Raw genomic sequence first — 15,560 nt, forward strand, 5'->3', positions numbered from 1 at the left:
CCCGGTGAGTTCCCCGAATCCGCAGGTTCGCGCAGCGCGAAACCCGTCCGCCCCGCCCGCCGCGCGCGGACCCGTCGTCGCGGTCACCGGCGCCGCCACCGGGGTCGGCGCGCTGCTCACCCGGCGCCTCGCCGCATCCGACGAGATCAGGCAGGTCATCGCCATCGACGAGCGGCGCGGGGAGTGCGCGGCCGCGCAGTGGCACATCCTCGACGTGCGCGACCCGGCGATCGCCGACCGGCTGCGCGGCGCGGACGTCGTGGTGCACCTCGCGCTCGACCTCGACCTGGAGACCGACCCGGCGGCGCGCACCGCCTACAACGTCCGGGGGACCCAGACCGTGCTGACCGCCGCCGCCGCGGCCGGCGTGCACCGGGTGGTGCTGTGCACCTCCGCCATGGTCTACGGCGCGCTGCCGGACAACGAGCTGCCGCTGTCGGAGGACGCGGAGCTGCGGGCCACCGCCGAGGCCACCGGGGTCGGCGACCTGCTGGAGATCGAGCGGCTGGCGCGGCGCGCACCCCGGGCGCATCCCGGGCTCAATGTCACCGTCGTCCGGCCCGCCGTGCTCGTCGGGGGCACCGACACGGCGCTGACCAGGTACTTCGAGTCGCCCCGGCTGCTCGTCGTCGCCGGGTCGCGGCCCGCGTGGCAGTTCTGCCACGTCGAGGACCTGTGCAGCGCGCTGGAGTACGCCGTCCTGGAGAAGGTCGAGGGGGAACTCGCCGTCGGGTGCGACGGCTGGCTGGAGCAGGAGGAGGTCGAGGAGCTCAGCGGGATCCGGCGCATGGAGCTGCCGTCGGCGGTCGCGCTCGGCGCGGCGGCGCGGCTGCACCGGATCGGGCTCACGCCGTCCCCGGCCGGGGACCTCGCCTACACCATGTACCCCTGGGTGGTGAGCGGGAGCCGGCTGCACGACGCCGGGTGGCGGCCCAAGTGGACCAACGAGGAGGTCCTCGCGGCGCTGCTGGAGGAGGTCGCCGGACGGCACACCGTGGCCGGGCGGCGGCTGGGACGCAAGGACGCGACGGCGGCGGGCGCGGCCGGCGCGACGGTGGCCCTCCTGGGCGCGGCCGCGGTGGTGCGGCGGGCGCGCAAGGCCCGGCGGCGGTGAGGCGTGCCGGGCGCGCAAGGCCCGGCGGCGGTGAGGCGCGGTGGGACGGGGCGCGGTGGGACGAGGCGCGGTGGAACGGGGCGCGTCCTTCCGCGGAACATCCGTAGATCGGAACATCCGTAGAGCGGAACGTTCGTAGAGCTCGTGGAGCTCGTGGGGTTCGTGGAACTCCCGGAACCCTCCGGCGCCCGCCCGCGCGCGTGCCCGCGGAAACGCGCGTGCCCGCGGAAACCCGCGTTCCTCCCGCACCGGGCGTACGGCACGATGGACGCATGGCATCCTCCGTATCCGCCCCCGGCCACCCCGGCGAGCAGGCGGCCCCCGACCCCGTCAAGCTGATCGCCGTCCGGGACACGCCGTTGTCCCTGGACGAGGTCTTCCAGGCCCTGGGGGACGCCGCGGCCGGGGGGACCGCGCTGTTCGTGGGGACCGTGCGCAACCACGACGGGGGAGCCGACGTCGACGCGCTCGGGTACTCGTGCCATCCGACCGCGGAGGCGGAGATGCGGCGGATCGCGGAGAAGGTCGTCGCCGAGTACCCGGTGCGGGCGCTGGCGGCGGTGCACCGGGTGGGCGACCTCGGGGTCGGGGACCTCGCCGTGATCGTCGGGGTGTCGTGCCCGCACCGGGGCGAGGCCTTCGCGGCGTGCCGGAAGCTGATCGACGACCTGAAGCACGAGGTGCCGATCTGGAAGCACCAGAGGTTCAGCGACGGCACGGAGGAGTGGGTCGGCGCCTGCTGATCCGGGCCGGCCCCGCCGGCCCGCCGTGCTCGGCCCGGCCGTTGCTCCCTCCGCCGTATTCCTGGTTGCGTAACCGCCCCCCTGACGTGAGCGTTGTCACTGCGGACGGTTAATCTGCTGATCGTTCAGGTGCGGATGCTCGGTCGGGTTGGGAGGTCGGCATGGCGGCGCTCGCCTGGTTGCTGATTCCGCTGGTGGCGGCGATCGGCGCCGGTCTGTGGGGAAGCTGGGCGAACCGGAACCGCAAGGCACGCGGCGACGGACCCGAACTGGACGGGTACGCCCGGTTCCGCGCGGCCATGGAGAAGACCCACTCGCGCGGCTGAGACCGCGGCCGGGACGGCCCTGCCGGTCCCGTACGGACGGCCCTGACGGTGCGCCGACAGACGCGTCCCTTACTGTCGAGGCATGCCACGCCGCACCGCGACGATGCTCGCCTCCACTCTGATGCTGATTGCGCTGCTGTGCGCGGGAGTGTTCCTGCCCGTGCCGTACGCGGAGATGTCGCCGGGGCCGACGGTGAACACCCTGGGCGAGCACGACGGCGAGCCGGTGCTGAACATCACGGGGCACAGGACGTACCCGACGACGGGTCACCTCAACATGACCACGGTGCGCGTCACCAGCGCCGACTACAGGATGAACCTGGTCGAGGCCGTCTACGGCTGGCTCGCCCACGACACCAAGGTCGTCCCGCACGACACGCTCTACCCCGACGGCCAGACGGAGGAGCAGTCCACGCAGGAGAACGCCGAGGAGTTCAGCCAGTCCCAGGAGAGCGCGAAGGTCGCCGCGCTGAAGGAGCTCGGCATCAAGGTGCCGTCCTGGGTCGTCGTCTCCACGGTCGTCAAGGGCTCCCCGGCCGAGGGCCGGCTGCACGCCGGTGACGTGGTCAAGGAGGTCGACGGCACGGCGGTGAGGCAGCCCGCCGACGTCGCCAAGCTGGTCACCAGGCACACGCCCGGCCAGAAGGTCGTCTTCACGGTCGTCCCCGCCAAGGAGCAGGCCGCGGCCGAGAAGCAGCACCGGACGGCGAAGACCGAGAAGGTCACGATCACCACCGCGCAGTCCGACGACGACGGCCGGAAGCGGGCCATCGTGGGGATCTCCGCCGGCACCGGGCACAGCTTCCCGTTCCCCATCGACATCAAGCTCGCCGACGTCGGCGGCCCCAGCGCCGGCCTGATGTTCGCCCTCGGCATCTACGACAAGCTCACCCCGGGCAGCCTCACCGGCGGCAGGTTCGTCGCCGGCACCGGCACCATCGACGACAGCGGCAAGGTCGGGCCGATCGGCGGCGTCGAGATGAAGACCGTCGGCGCACGCGACAAGGGCGCGCGGTACTTCCTGACGCCCGCCGACAACTGCGCGGCCGCCGCCAAGGACACCCCGGCCGGGCTCACCCTGGTCAAGGTCGGCACCATGGACGACGCCCTGGACGCCCTGAAGGACATCCGCCGCGGCCGCACCGCCGACCTGCCGAAGTGCACCGCCAAGGGCTGAGCGGCCGCACGACGGGAGGAAGAACGCGGCAGGGGGCGCCCGGAACTCCGGGCGCCCCCCTGCCGCGTACAAGACGGACTCAGTCCGCGAACGTCGCCGACAGCGCCTCCGCCAGCCCCGGCACCAGGTCCGGGCCGGTGAGCACCTCGGTCGGCGAGTCCTTCTCCCGCAGCCGCAGCGCCGACTCGCGGGCGCCGTCCCGCAGCACCGCCACGGTCATGCGCACCTCCTGCCGCTCCGGGTGCTCCGCCACCCACCGTGCCAGCGCCGCCTCGTCCAGCTCCTGCGGCACCTGCGCCTCGGCGGACGCCGGCAGCATCAGGCGCTCCACGGTCAGCGCGCAGCCGGCCACCGCCTCCGGCCAGGCGATCGTGCCCAGGAACTCGTCGAGCGGCCGGTCCGTTGGAATCTCGTCCTGCTCGATCGGGGTGAAGCCGGCGCTCGCCTGCTCGTCCAGGCCGAGCCGGTCCGCGAGCGAGGGCTGCTCGGCCCGCAGGCGTGCGGTGTCGACGAGGGCGAAGAGACGGGCGGGCTGGTCCCAGCCGAGGCCGGAGACGTACTCGTCGATCTCGAGCACGGCCCGGGTGAGCGGGCTCGCCGCCATGGGAGTGTTGGACATGGTCACAATCCTGCCTCGTTCCCGGCCCGAACCGGGAACCGAGTAAACGGTGAGTAAGTTGCATAGATGTGGGCCCACGATCACCCGGGCGCACGCACGGTCCACGAACGCGCGGGCCTGACCGATCAACAGCGAACTTCGAGGTGCGCACCTTGGCTTTCCAGATGCCGGACCGCGGCGGAGGCCCGACGGGGCCGCGGATCAGAGCGGGCCGCCCGTCCCGGCGCGTCCGGACCCTGCTGACGACGCTGGGCGTTCTCGCCGTGCTCGGCATGGCGTTCACCATGTTCGCGGGCTTCTGGACGGACTGGCTGTGGTACCGGTCGGTGAAGTACTCGTCGGTCTTCACCACCACCCTCGTGACGAAGATCGGCCTCTTCTTCGTCTTCGGCCTGCTGATGGCGCTCGCGGTCGGCTTCAACATCTGGCTGGCCCACCGGCTGCGGCCCCCGCTGAGCGCGATGTCCCTGGAACAGCAGAACCTGGACCGCTACCGCATGGGCATCGCGCCCTACAAGAAGTGGCTGCTGCTCGGCATCACCGCCGTGGTGGGCCTGATCGCCGGCGCCTCGGCGGCCGGCCAGTGGCGCACCTGGCTGCAGTGGGTCAACGGCGTGCCCTTCCACCAGAAGGACCCGCAGTTCCACCTCGACGTCTCCTTCTACGCCTTCGACCTGCCCTGGTACCGCTTCCTGCTGGGCTTCGGCTTCGCCGCCGCGATCCTGTCGGTGATCGCCGCCGCGCTCACCCACTACCTGTACGGCGGGCTGCGGATCACCAGCCCCGGGGCGCGCGCCACGGCCGCCGCCACCGGGCACCTGTCGGTGCTGATCGGCGTCTTCGTCGCCCTCAAGGCGGTCGCCTACTGGCTGGACCGCTACGGGCTGGCGGTCAAGTCCAGCGACTTCCGCGCCACCGACAACTGGACCGGCCTGCGCTTCACCGACGCCAACGCCTACCTGCCGGCCAAGACGATCCTGTTCTGCATCGCCGTCATCTGCGCGCTGCTGTTCTTCGCCACCCTGTGGCGGCGCACCTGGCAGCTGCCCGTGATCGGCTTCGGCCTGATGGTCCTCTCCGCCATACTCATCGGCGGCCTGTACCCGGCGATCGTGCAGAAGTTCCAGGTCCAGCCCAACGAACAGGCCAAAGAAGCCCCGTACGTCGCGAAGAACATCAAGGCCACGCGCGAGGCGTACGGCATCGACGACACCGAGGTCAGCGAGTACCCCGGCGAGAGCACCAGCAAGAACAGGGCGCGGCTGCGCGACGACGCCGGCAGCACGGCGAGCATCCGGCTGATGGACCCGAACATCATCTCGCCGACCTTCCAGCAGCTGCAGCAGGTGCGGAACTACTACGGCTTCCCGTCCAACCTCGCCGTCGACCGCTACCGGACGAAGGACGGCAAGACCCAGGACACGGTCATCGGCCTGCGGGAGCTCAACCTCAACGGCATCCCGAAGCAGAACTGGATCAACGACCACTTCCGCTACACGCACGGCTACGGCGTGGTCGCCGCCAAGGGCACGCAGGCCGACGCGAAGGGACGCCCGGTCTTCACCGAGTACAACCTGCCCTCCAAGGGCGACCTCGGCAGCTACCAGCAGCGGATCTACTACGGCGAGAAGACCACGCAGTACTCGATCGTCGGCGGCCCGCAGAAGGAGGTCGACTACTCCGACGACAAGGGGGAGAAGACCACCAGCTACCGGGGCAGGAGCGGTGTCGACATCGCCAATCCGCTCAACCGGGCGGCGTACGCGGTGGCGTTCGGGGAACCGCAGATCCTGTACTCGGGCGCCATCGGCGAGGGTTCGCGGATCCTGTACAACCGCACCCCCAAGGAGCGCGTCGAGGCGGTCGCGCCGTGGCTCACCATCGACGGCGTCGTCTACCCGGCCGTGGTCGACGGGCGCATCCAGTGGATCGTCGACGCCTACACGACGACCAACGGCTACCCGTACTCGTCGCGCACCACCCTCGGGGACACGACGACGGACTCGCTCACCGCCGCCAACAACCAGCGCGTCGTGGCCCAGCAGAACCAGGTCAACTACATCCGCAACTCGGTCAAGGCGACCGTGGACGCCTACACCGGCGAGGTCAGGCTGTACCAGTGGGACACCCATGACCCGGTCCTGAAGACCTGGATGAAGGCGTTCCCCGGCACGGTGAAGCCGAAGAAGGACATCTCGCCGGAGCTGATGGCCCATCTCCGCTACCCGCAGGACCTGTTCAAGGTCCAGCGGGAGCTGCTGACCCGCTACCACGTCCAGGACGCCCAGACGTTCCTCAGCGGCAGCGAGGTGTGGCAGATCCCGGACGACCCGACCAACAGGTCGGGCAACGCTGTCCCGCCGTACTACCTGAGCCTGAAGATGCCCGGCGAGACGTCGCAGGCCTTCTCGCTGACGACCACCATGACGCCCAACGGCCGCGACAACCTCAGCGCGTTCATGGCCGTCAACGCCGATCCGGGCACCCGCGACTACGGCAGGATCACCATTCTGAAACTGCCGACGGGCAAGACGATCGACGGGCCGAAACGCGTCCAGAGCCAGTTCAACTCCGAACCGGACATCGCCGAGTCCATCCGCCTGCTGAAGGGCGGCGACTCCGACATCGAGTACGGCAACCTGCTCACGGTGCCCCTCGACGGCGGACTGCTCTACGTGGAGCCGGTGTACGTGCGCGGCGGCGACCTGAAGTATCCGCTGCTGAAGAAAGTGCTGGTCACCTACGACGGCAACACCGCGTTCGAGGACACCCTCGACCAGGCCCTGAACAAGGTGTTCGGGACGGCCGCCTCGACCAGGCCGCCGGGCGAGGACGGCGGCAACCCGCCGTCGTCGTCCAACCCGACGGTCCGGCAGGCGCTGCAGGACGCCCAGAAGGCCTTCGAGGACGGCCAGGAGGCGCTGAAGAAACCCGACTGGGGCGCCTACGCCCGGGCCCAGAAGGAACTCGAGGACGCGCTGAAGCGGGCCGAGGAGGCCCAGACGAAGGCGGACCGGGCCAGCGGCAGCGGCGGTTCGGGCGCCGGCAGCCCGAGCGCGCGCCCGAGCACGAGCGCCAGTCCCAGCCCCGGCTCCGGTTCGGGCGGGGGGTGACGGACAGGCGTCCCTCGCGCCGTGGTACGGTGAACGAACAGCGGCGCGGGGTGGAGCAGCTCGGTAGCTCGCTGGGCTCATAACCCAGAGGTCGCAGGTTCAAATCCTGCCCCCGCTACTGATGAAGAAGGAACCACGCCGAAGGCCCGGACCCCGCAAGGGGATCCGGGCCTTCGTGCTGTACGGGCGTGCTGTACGGGCGTGCTGTACGGGCGTGCTGTACGGGTGTGCTGTGCGGGGAGGGATCGGGGGAAGGGGCGTGGGAAGACGTGTGCCGCGCACACCGGGCGAACGCATGTGCCGACGGCCGGGACGGCCGCGCCGCCGCAGGGAGTTGGGCCGTTTGTGTTTGACTTGTCTCTCTGTGGGCATGTCGACAAAACGCTGAAGTGACCTCACTGGCTGCGGTATACCAGGTGTACCCGGGTTGCAGGTGGTGCGACGATGGACGTTATGGGGGACAAGACGACTCTGTTCGGGACAGGGCGATTTGTGCAGCCTTCGGGCCAGGAGGACACGCGCGACGAGGCCGACGAGGCCGGGCAGGCGGCGGAAGAGGCGGAGGAGGCGCGGCAGCGCGCCGCCGCCGAGGCCGGTGACGTGCAGGCGATGAGCGTCCTGGGCAGCATGCTCCTGCGCCGCGGCGATCTCGACGGAGCCGAACCCCACCTGCGTGCCGCCACCGCGGCCGGCGACCGCGCCGCCGCCAACAACCTGGGTGTCCTGCTCCACCAGCGCGGCTACGCCGAGGAGGCCGCCGGATGGTGGCGCGTCGCCGCCGTCGCCGGCTCCGCCGCGGCCGCGCACGCGCTCGGCCGGCACCACCGCGAGCGCGGCGACGAGCCCGCCGCCGAGTACTGGCTGCGCCAGTCCGCCGAACAGGGCCACGTGCTCGGCGCCTACGCCCTCGCCGACCTCCTGGAGCACCGGGGCGAGGACGCCGCCGCCGAGCACTGGATGCGCGTGGCCGCCGAACACGGGCACCGCGAGGCCGCGTACCGGCTCGCGCGCGCCCTCGACCGCCGGGCCGCGCGGGAGTCCGACGGGGACGCCGGCGTGCCGCTGCTGGAGGAGGCCGAGCAGTGGTACCGGCAGGCCGCCGCCCGCGGCCACCGGCGCGCCGCGCTGCACCTGGGCGCGATCCTGGAGCGGCGCGGCGAGCTCAAGGAGGCCGGGCGCTGGTACTTGACCTCCGCCAAGGACGGCGAGCCGCGGGCCGCCTGCGCCCTTGGCTTCCTGCTGCGCGACGCCGGGGACACCGAGAGCGCCGCGGTGTGGTGGCTGCGCGCCGCCCAGGAGGGCGACGGCAACGCGGCCAATGCGCTGGGCGCGCTGCACGCCGAGCGCGGTGAGACGCAGACCGCCGAGCGCTGGTACCGGGCCGCGATGGACGCCGGCGACGTGAACGGCGCGTACAACCTGGGGCTGCTCTGCGCCGAGCAGGGCCGCACCGCGCAGGCCGAGCAGTGGTACCGGCGCGCGGCCTACGCCGGGCACCGGGAGGCCGCCAACGCGCTGGCCATCCTGCTGCTGCAGGGCGGCGACGCGGCCGGGGCCGAGCCGTGGTTCTCCAAGGCCGCGGAGGCCGGCAGCGTCGATGCCGCCTTCAACCTCGGCATCCTCTACGCCAAGCGCGGCGAGGACGCCAAGGCGCTGCGCTGGTACGAGCGGGCCGCGGCCGCCGGGCACACCGAGGCGGCGCTGCAGGTCGGCATCGCGCGGCTGAGAGAGGGCGACGAGCAGGAGGCCGAACGGCATCTGCGCTGCGCGGCGGGGGGCGGCAGCGCGGAGGGCGCGTACCGGCTGGCCACCCTGCTGGACGCGCGGCGGCCGCCGGAGCCGGCCCACGAGCTGGGGCACGTCGTGCACGAGAAGACCGAGTGCGAGGAGTGGTACGAGCGGGCCGCCTCGCAGGGGCACCGGCGGGCGCAGGTGCGGGTGGGCATGCTCGCCGCGGCCCGGGGCGACGTGGAGGAGGCGGCGCGGTGGTACCGGGAGGCCGCCGAGGCCGGGTCGCGCAACGGGGCGTTCAACCTCGGGCTGCTGCTCGCCCGGGAGGGGCGGGAGCCGGAGGCCCTGATCTGGTGGAAGCGGGCGGCCAACGCCGGGCACGGGCGGGCGGCGCTCCGCCTCGCCCTCGTCTACGCGCGCCGCGGCGAGCTGGTCGAGGGACAGCGGTGGGCCGACCACGCCGTGGCCGCGGGACCGGCGGAGGTGGCCGAGCGGGCGGGGAGGCTGCGGGACGCGCTCCGGGAGGAGCTGTCGGCCTGAACTCCCCGCGCGGACCGTGGGCGTCCGGCGCCCTGCCGCCCATCGATTTGCATCCGTGCGCGGTGTTGACGTAATGTTCAGGACGTCGACGCGGGGTGGAGCAGCTCGGTAGCTCGCTGGGCTCATAACCCAGAGGTCGCAGGTTCAAATCCTGTCCCCGCTACTGAAGGCCGAGGGCCGGAATCCGGAAGGGTTCCGGCCCTCGGTGTTTTCCCAGGTGTTTTCCCAGGTGTTTTCGCGGGCGGTCTCCGCGGGCGCGGCTCCCGGTGTGCGAAGGCTCCGGGACACGCGAAAGCCCCGGCCCGCGCGGGCGGGCCGGGGCCATCAGGTCGCTGGGGGCCGCCGGGGCGGTGGCGGCTACGCCTTCGTGCAGTCCGGGCAGACCCCGCGGTAGGTCACCTCGACGTCGGAGACCATGAAGCCGAAGCGCTCGGAGGCCGGCAGGTCGGCGAGCGGGTCGCCGGTCGGGTGGACGTCGCGGATCGCGCCGCACCGGGAGCAGACCAGGTGGTGGTGGGGGCGGTGCGCGTTCGGGTCGTACCGCTTGGCGCGGTTGTCCGTGGTGACCTCGAGGACCTCACCGAGGGAGACGAGCTCGCCCAGGGTGTTGTAGACGGTCGCCCGGGAGATCTCGGGCAGCTTGGCGACGGCCCGCGCATGGACCTCGTCGGCTGTCAGGTGCACGTGCTCGCCGTCGAGGACCTCGGCCACGACGCGCCGCTGCGCGGTCATGCGCCATCCGCGTCCACGCAGCCGTTCCAGAAGGTCGCTCATACGAACCAGCCTAACAGCAACGGGCCCAGATTCCGAACAGGTGTGACTTTGGAGCATTCCTTGACTTGGACTAAGTCCAATGTAGGATCGGGAACGGCTTTGGTCATGGAACAACTTTGGTATGCAGTGACGCAGGAGGCGCCAGTGACGCAGGGACCGCTCACGACGGAGGCCGGGGCACCCGTGGCCGACAACCAGAACAGCGAGACCGCGGGTGTCGGCGGCCCGGTCCTCGTGCAGGACCAGCTTCTGCTGGAGAAGCTGGCGCACTTCAACCGCGAGCGCATCCCCGAGCGCGTGGTGCACGCCCGCGGCGCCGGCGCCTACGGCACCTTCACGGTCACCGCCGACGTCACCGGGTACACGCGCGCCAAGTTCCTCTCCGAGGTCGGCAAGCAGACCGAGGTCTTCGTGCGCTTCTCCACCGTGGCGGGCAGCCTCGGCGCCGCGGACGCCGTCCGCGACCCGCGCGGATTCGCGGTGAAGTTCTACACCGAGGAGGGCAACTACGACCTCGTCGGCAACAACACCCCGGTGTTCTTCATCAAGGACGCCATCAAGTTCCCGGACTTCATCCACACCCAGAAGCGCGACCCGTACACCGGCAGCCAGGAGCCGGACAACGTCTGGGACTTCTGGAGCCTGTCGCCGGAGTCCACGCACCAGGTGACCTGGCTGTTCGGCGACCGCGGCATCCCGGCGTCGTACCGCCACATGGACGGTTTCGGCTCGCACACCTTCCAGTGGAACAACGAGGCCGGCGAGGTCTTCTGGGTCAAGTACCACTTCAAGACCGACCAGGGCATCAAGTGCCTCACCCAGGAGGAGGCCGACCTCCTGGCGGGCAAGGACCCCGACTCCCACCAGCGGGACCTGCGCGAGGCGATCGAGCGCGGCGAGTACCCGAGCTGGACGGTGTACGTCCAGATCATGCCGGCGGCCGAGGCGGCGACGTACCGCTTCAATCCGTTCGACCTGACCAAGGTGTGGCCGCACGGCGACTACCCGCTGATCGAGATCGGCAGGATGGAGCTGAACCGCAACCCGCGGAACATCTTCGCCGAGGTCGAGCAGTCGGTCTTCTCGCCGGCCCACTTCGTGCCGGGCATCGGCCCGTCCCCGGACAAGATGCTCCAGGGCCGCCTCTTCGCCTACGGCGACGCCCACCGCTACCGCGTCGGCGTCAACGCCGACCAGCTCCCCGTGAACCGCCCGCACGCCACCGAGGCGCGCACCCATGGCCGGGACGGCTTCCTGTACGACGGCCGGCACGGCGGCGCGAAGAACTACGAGCCGAACAGCTTCGGCGGCCCGCTCCAGACGAACCGCCCGCTGTGGCAGCCGTTCGACGGCTTCACCGCCGGCACCGGCAACCACGCGGCGCCGGTGCACGCCGAGGACGACGACTTCGTCCAGGCGGGCAACCTCTACCGGCTGATGTCGGAGGAGGAGAAGGAGCGCCTGGTCGGCAACCTGGCCGGCTCCCTCGCCAAGGTCTCGCGCGAGGACGTCGTCGAGCGCGCGGTCGACAACTTCCGGCAGGCCGACGCCGACTTCGGCAAGCGGCTGGAGAACGCGGTGCGGGCGCTGCGCGGCTGACCCGCCCGTACCCGGGAGGACGACGGGCCGGACCCGTGCTCAGGCCGGGACCCGCCGGCGGGCCGGGGCCCAGCAGCGGATGATGTCGCGGACCGAGACGATGCCGGCCGGCTCGCCGCCGTCGAGGACGATCAGGTGGCGGAAGCCGCCGTGCGCCATGGCGCGGGCCGCCTCGTCCAGGGTCCAGGTCGGGGTGGCGAAGACGACGTCGGTGGTGGTGTGGGCGTGGGCGGGTTCGGCGTCCGGGTCCTGGCCGAGGCCGACGGAGTTGAGGATGTCGCGTTCGGTGAGGATGCCGATGCCGCCGGCGTCGGGGTCGAGGACGACGGCGGCGCCGACACGGCGGGCGGACATCAGGGCGGCGGCCTGGCGGAGGGTGTGTGCGGGACCGACGGTGAGGACCACCGTGCTCATGGCGTCACGGACGAGCATGGACAAAAGCCACCTCCTTCGGAACCCGGGCAGCGGAGCCCACACCGGGACCCGCGGGGGCTCACAAGTTCACAAGTGGGGGAGTCCTCAGCGTGACAGGCAAAGCGGGGGTCAACAAGGGGGCGCGCGCGGCCGGTTGGCGGCGCGCGTGCGGGAAACGTGCGTTCAGCGGCGCGCGTTGAGGTACGCCAGCAGATCGTCGTGGAGCAGGCCGTTCGACGCCGCCGCGTTGCCGCTGTGCGGGCCCGGGCGGCCGTCCAGGCCGGTGAAGGTGCCGCCGGCCTCCGTCACGATGATCGCATTCGCGGCCATGTCCCACAGGGACAGCTCCGGCTCCGCGCACATGTCCACCGAGCCCTCGGCGACCATCATGTACGGCCAGAAGTCGCCGTACGCGCGCGTGCGCCACACCGCGCGGGTCAGGTCCAGGAAGCCGTCCAGGCGGCCCTGCTCCTCCCAGCCGCCCAGCGAGGAGTACGCGAACGACGCGTCCGCCAGCTTCGACACCCGCGAGACGTGCAGGCGCGTCGAGGAGGACAGGCTGCGGCCGGTGAAGGCGCCGTGGCCCTTCGCCGCCCACCAGCGGCGGCCGAGGGCGGGCGCGGAGACGACGCCGACGACCGGCTGGTAGCCGCCCTCCGCCGCCTCCATCAGGGCGATCAGGGTGGCCCAGACGGGAACGCCGCGGACGTAGTTCTTCGTGCCGTCGATCGGGTCGACGACCCAGCGGCGGGGCCCGGTGCCCTCGACGCCGTACTCCTCGCCCAGGATCGCGTCCCGCGGGCGGGCCCGCTTCAGGTGGCCGCGGACGAGTTCCTCCGCGGCCCGGTCCGCCTCGCTCACCGGAGTCATGTCCGGTTTCGTCTCCACCTTCAGATCGAGCGCCTTGAAGCGGTCCATGGTGGTGGCGTCGGCGGCGTCCGCGAGGACGTGGGCGAAGCGGAGGTCGTCGAGGTAGTCGGGCATGCAACGAACGGTATCCGCCCCGGCCGGAAACAGACCACACGGGGGCCGGTGCGCCAGGCTCCCGGCACCGGCGCGAGGGCCGCCCGCCGGCTGGTCCGCCGCGGCCGTCGCACCCACTTGACAGCCCCCGAGGCCCCGTCAACTCTGGGCGCAGAGCCGCTCGCCCCGAGGGAGGCGGAGGATGCCTGCAGCGCGGGAGTCGCTACTGGAGGCCGCTTGCGCGGCACTGGCGCGCCGGCCGTGGCCGGCGGTGCGGATGGTGGACGTGGCCGCGACGGCGGGGGTGTCCCGGCAGACGCTGTACAACGAGTTCGGCAGCAAGGACGGACTGGCGCGGGCGCTGGTGCGCCGAGAGGCGGACGGCTTCCTCGCCGGGGTCGACCGGGCGCTGGCGGGGCACGGCGACGCCCGGGAGCGGCTGGTGGCGGTGGCCGAGTGGACGGTGTCGGCGGCACGGGACAGCGCGTTGGTGCGGGCCCTGCTGACCGGATGCTGGAGCGAACGGCTGCCGGCGCCGGCGCTGACGGCGGTGCCGTCGTCCTCACCGGTGCCGGCGCAGCGGCGCGCGGACGGGCCCCTGCCCTCGCCCGGCGATCTGGTGGCGGCCGTCCGGGACCGGTCCGCGGCGGCGCTGTCCGGGCCGGGAGCCGGCGCGGCGGAGACCGGTGAGGCCGCCCGGAGCTGCGAACTGGTCGTCCGGCTCGCCCTGTCCTGCGTCGCGGCCCCGCCGGACGAGGGCGTCGCCGAGCTGGTGCGGGGCGTCCTGCACCGGCAGCAGGGGGCGTAGCCGCGCGGGCGGCGGGCCCCGGCGCGCCGAACCCGGGTGCGCAGGGCCTCTGAGTGCGCCGAACCCGGGTGCACCGGGCCTCTGGGCGCACCGAGCCTGGTGCGCCGGATGTCGGCGCGCCGGACTTCAGTGCGCCGGACTTCAGTGCGCCGAGCCGGACAGCTGCAGCCCGATGATGCCGACGATGACGAAGGTGATGGAGACGATCTTCAGCGTGGAGACCACGTCGCCGAGGAAGACCATGCCGTACACGGCGGTGCCGGCGGCGCCGATGCCGGTCCACACGGCGTAGGCGGGCCCCACGTCGAGCTTGCGCAGGGACAGGGTGAGCAGGCCGAAACTGCCGAGGGCGAAGGCGCAGAAGGCGACGGTCGGCCAGACCCGGGTGAAACCGTGGGACAGCTTGAGGCAGACGGCGAAGCCGGTTTCGAGCAACCCGGCCACTATGACCAGCAGCCACGCCATGTGCTGTCCTCCCGTTTCGCCGCGCTCCGTGACCGCCTGGCCGGGCCCCGGCGGGACCCGCCGGGGCGGCCCCGGCGTCCGGCTCGGTGCGATTATGCCCTTGCCACGGTCCCGTCCCCGCAAACAACGCGGAGGTCAGTCGCCCTCCCGCAACGCGGAGGTCAGTCGCCCTCCCGCCGCTCCCGCGTGGCCAGCAGCCGGCGCAGGGAGTTCAGCCGTGCCGGGTCGGCGTGGCCCTCGGCGACCCACGCGTCGAGCGCGCAGTCCGGCTCGTCGTGGCTGCAGGCGCGCGGGCAGTCCTCGGTGCCCGGCTCCAGGTCGGGGAAGGCGTGGATGACCCGGGACGGGTCGACGTGCGCGAGGCCGAACGACCGTACGCCCGGCGTGTCCACGACCCAGCCGTCCGCGCCCGTGAGCGGCAGTGCCAGCGCCGAGGTCGTGGTGTGCCGGCCGCGGCCCGTCACCGCGTTGACGTGCCCCGTCGTACGGCGCCGGTCCTGTGGGACCAGCGCGTTGACCAGGGTGGTCTTGCCGACGCCGGAGTGGCCGACGAACGCGGTGACCTTGCCGGCGAGGTGTGCGCGGACACGGTCGGCGGCGTCGCCGTTCTCCAGCTCCTCGCGGTTGGTGACGACGTACGGGATGTCCAGGGCGCCGTACAGTTCCAGCAGCTCGTCGGGCGGGGCGAGGTCGGACTTGGTCAGCACCAGCAGCGGCTCCAGGCCGCCGTCGTAGGCCGCGACCAGGCAGCGGTCGACGAGGCGCGGGCGCGGCTCGGGGTCGGCGAGGGCGGTGACGATGGCGAGCTGGTCGGCGTTGGCGACGATGACGCGCTCGAAGGGATCGTCGTCGTCGGCGGTGCGGCGCAGCACCGAGCGGCGCGGCTCGATGCGGACGATGCGCGCGAGGGTGTCCTTGTCGCCGGACAGGTCGCCCACCAGGGCCACCCGGTCGCCGACCACGGCGGCCTTGCGGCCCAGTTCGCGGGCCTTGACCGCCATCACCGTGCGGCCGTCGACGAGGCAGGTCAGGCGGCCGCGGTCGACGGTGAGCACCATGCCCTCGGCGGCGTCCTCGTGCTTGGGCCGGATGTGGGTGCGCGGCCGGTTGCCCCGGCGGTTGGGGCGGGTGCGGATGTCGTCCTCGTCGGTGTGCTTGCCGTAGCGACGCATGC

The 15,560-nt window shown here is 72.3% G+C and carries 14 protein-coding genes and 2 tRNA genes; 10 read left to right on the top strand and 6 right to left on the bottom strand.

The features are described 5' to 3' along the window. Positions 1-4 precede the first annotated feature (4 nt). The 4 genes from IE225_RS05550 (at position 5) to IE225_RS05565 (ending at position 3,360) form a co-directional block, all read left to right on the top strand. Entirely contained in the window at positions 5-1,114 is a 1,110-nt protein-coding gene (locus IE225_RS05550; RefSeq protein ID WP_190056201.1) for an SDR family oxidoreductase, read from the top strand. Positions 1,115-1,386: 272 nt separating this feature from the next. After that, positions 1,387-1,857, top strand: a complete 471-nt coding sequence (locus IE225_RS05555) for a molybdenum cofactor biosynthesis protein MoaE (RefSeq protein ID WP_190056202.1) — start codon at positions 1,387-1,389, stop codon at positions 1,855-1,857. A 161-nt stretch (positions 1,858-2,018) separates the two neighbouring features. Further along, entirely contained in the window at positions 2,019-2,183 is a 165-nt protein-coding gene (locus tag IE225_RS05560; RefSeq protein ID WP_190056203.1) for a hypothetical protein, read from the top strand. An 82-nt stretch (positions 2,184-2,265) separates the two neighbouring features. Next, positions 2,266-3,360, top strand: a complete 1,095-nt coding sequence (locus tag IE225_RS05565; RefSeq protein ID WP_190056204.1) for a YlbL family protein — start codon at positions 2,266-2,268, stop codon at positions 3,358-3,360. 79 nt (positions 3,361-3,439) lie between these two features. On the opposite strand, the gene IE225_RS05570 is transcribed toward IE225_RS05565, so the two are convergent. Continuing rightward, a complete protein-coding gene (locus IE225_RS05570; protein ID WP_229879270.1) occupies positions 3,440-3,979 on the bottom strand; it encodes a PPA1309 family protein in 540 nt (179 codons plus the stop codon). A 143-nt stretch (positions 3,980-4,122) separates the two neighbouring features. Here IE225_RS05570 and IE225_RS05575 point away from each other — a divergent pair, with 143 nt between their 5' ends. The 4 genes from IE225_RS05575 (at position 4,123) to IE225_RS05590 (ending at position 9,526) form a co-directional block, all read left to right on the top strand. Beyond that, the gene (locus IE225_RS05575) at positions 4,123-7,092 is read left to right on the top strand and encodes a UPF0182 family membrane protein (protein WP_229879271.1); all 2,970 of its coding nucleotides are present in this window, start codon (positions 4,123-4,125) and stop codon (positions 7,090-7,092) included. A gap of 44 nt (positions 7,093-7,136) precedes the next feature. Beyond that, positions 7,137-7,210: transfer RNA gene (locus tag IE225_RS05580), tRNA-Met, on the top strand. Between the two features lie 326 nt (positions 7,211-7,536). Then, positions 7,537-9,363 carry a tetratricopeptide repeat protein gene (locus IE225_RS05585; protein WP_190056205.1) on the top strand — a complete coding sequence of 609 codons (1,827 nt, stop codon included), beginning with the start codon at positions 7,537-7,539 and terminating at the stop codon, positions 9,361-9,363. Between the two features lie 89 nt (positions 9,364-9,452). Next, positions 9,453-9,526: transfer RNA gene (locus IE225_RS05590), tRNA-Met, on the top strand. A gap of 194 nt (positions 9,527-9,720) precedes the next feature. Here the strand turns inward: IE225_RS05590 and IE225_RS05595 are convergent. Then, complete coding sequence (locus IE225_RS05595) at positions 9,721-10,137, bottom strand: Fur family transcriptional regulator (RefSeq protein ID WP_190056206.1); 417 nt, start codon at positions 10,135-10,137, stop codon at positions 9,721-9,723. 144 nt (positions 10,138-10,281) lie between these two features. Between IE225_RS05595 and IE225_RS05600 the strand changes: the two genes are divergently transcribed. Continuing rightward, on the top strand, positions 10,282-11,736 hold the full coding sequence (locus tag IE225_RS05600) for a catalase (protein ID WP_190056207.1): 1,455 nt from the start codon (positions 10,282-10,284) through the stop codon (positions 11,734-11,736). A 39-nt stretch (positions 11,737-11,775) separates the two neighbouring features. Here the strand turns inward: IE225_RS05600 and IE225_RS05605 are convergent, their stop codons facing one another. Further along, entirely contained in the window at positions 11,776-12,168 is a 393-nt protein-coding gene (locus IE225_RS05605; protein WP_190056208.1) for a CBS domain-containing protein, read from the bottom strand. Positions 12,169-12,333: 165 nt separating this feature from the next. Then, entirely contained in the window at positions 12,334-13,134 is an 801-nt protein-coding gene (gene hisN, locus IE225_RS05610) for a histidinol-phosphatase (RefSeq protein ID WP_190056209.1), read from the bottom strand. 181 nt (positions 13,135-13,315) lie between these two features. Between hisN and IE225_RS05615 the strand changes: the two genes are divergently transcribed. Further along, positions 13,316-13,921: a TetR/AcrR family transcriptional regulator gene (locus IE225_RS05615; RefSeq protein WP_190056210.1), complete on the top strand. Its 606-nt coding sequence runs from the start codon at positions 13,316-13,318 to the stop codon at positions 13,919-13,921. Between the two features lie 141 nt (positions 13,922-14,062). Here the strand turns inward: IE225_RS05615 and IE225_RS05620 are convergent, their stop codons facing one another. After that, the gene (locus tag IE225_RS05620; protein ID WP_190056211.1) at positions 14,063-14,386 is read right to left on the bottom strand and encodes a DMT family transporter; all 324 of its coding nucleotides are present in this window, start codon (positions 14,384-14,386) and stop codon (positions 14,063-14,065) included. A 161-nt stretch (positions 14,387-14,547) separates the two neighbouring features. Continuing rightward, positions 14,548-15,558, bottom strand: coding sequence for a ribosome small subunit-dependent GTPase A (gene rsgA / locus IE225_RS05625; protein ID WP_190056212.1), 1,011 nt, complete (start codon positions 15,556-15,558; stop codon positions 14,548-14,550). Between the last annotated feature and the right edge of the window lie 2 nt (positions 15,559-15,560).

The organism is Streptomyces echinoruber (assembly GCF_014651135.1).
Lineage (GTDB): Bacteria > Actinomycetota > Actinomycetes > Streptomycetales > Streptomycetaceae > Streptomyces > Streptomyces echinoruber.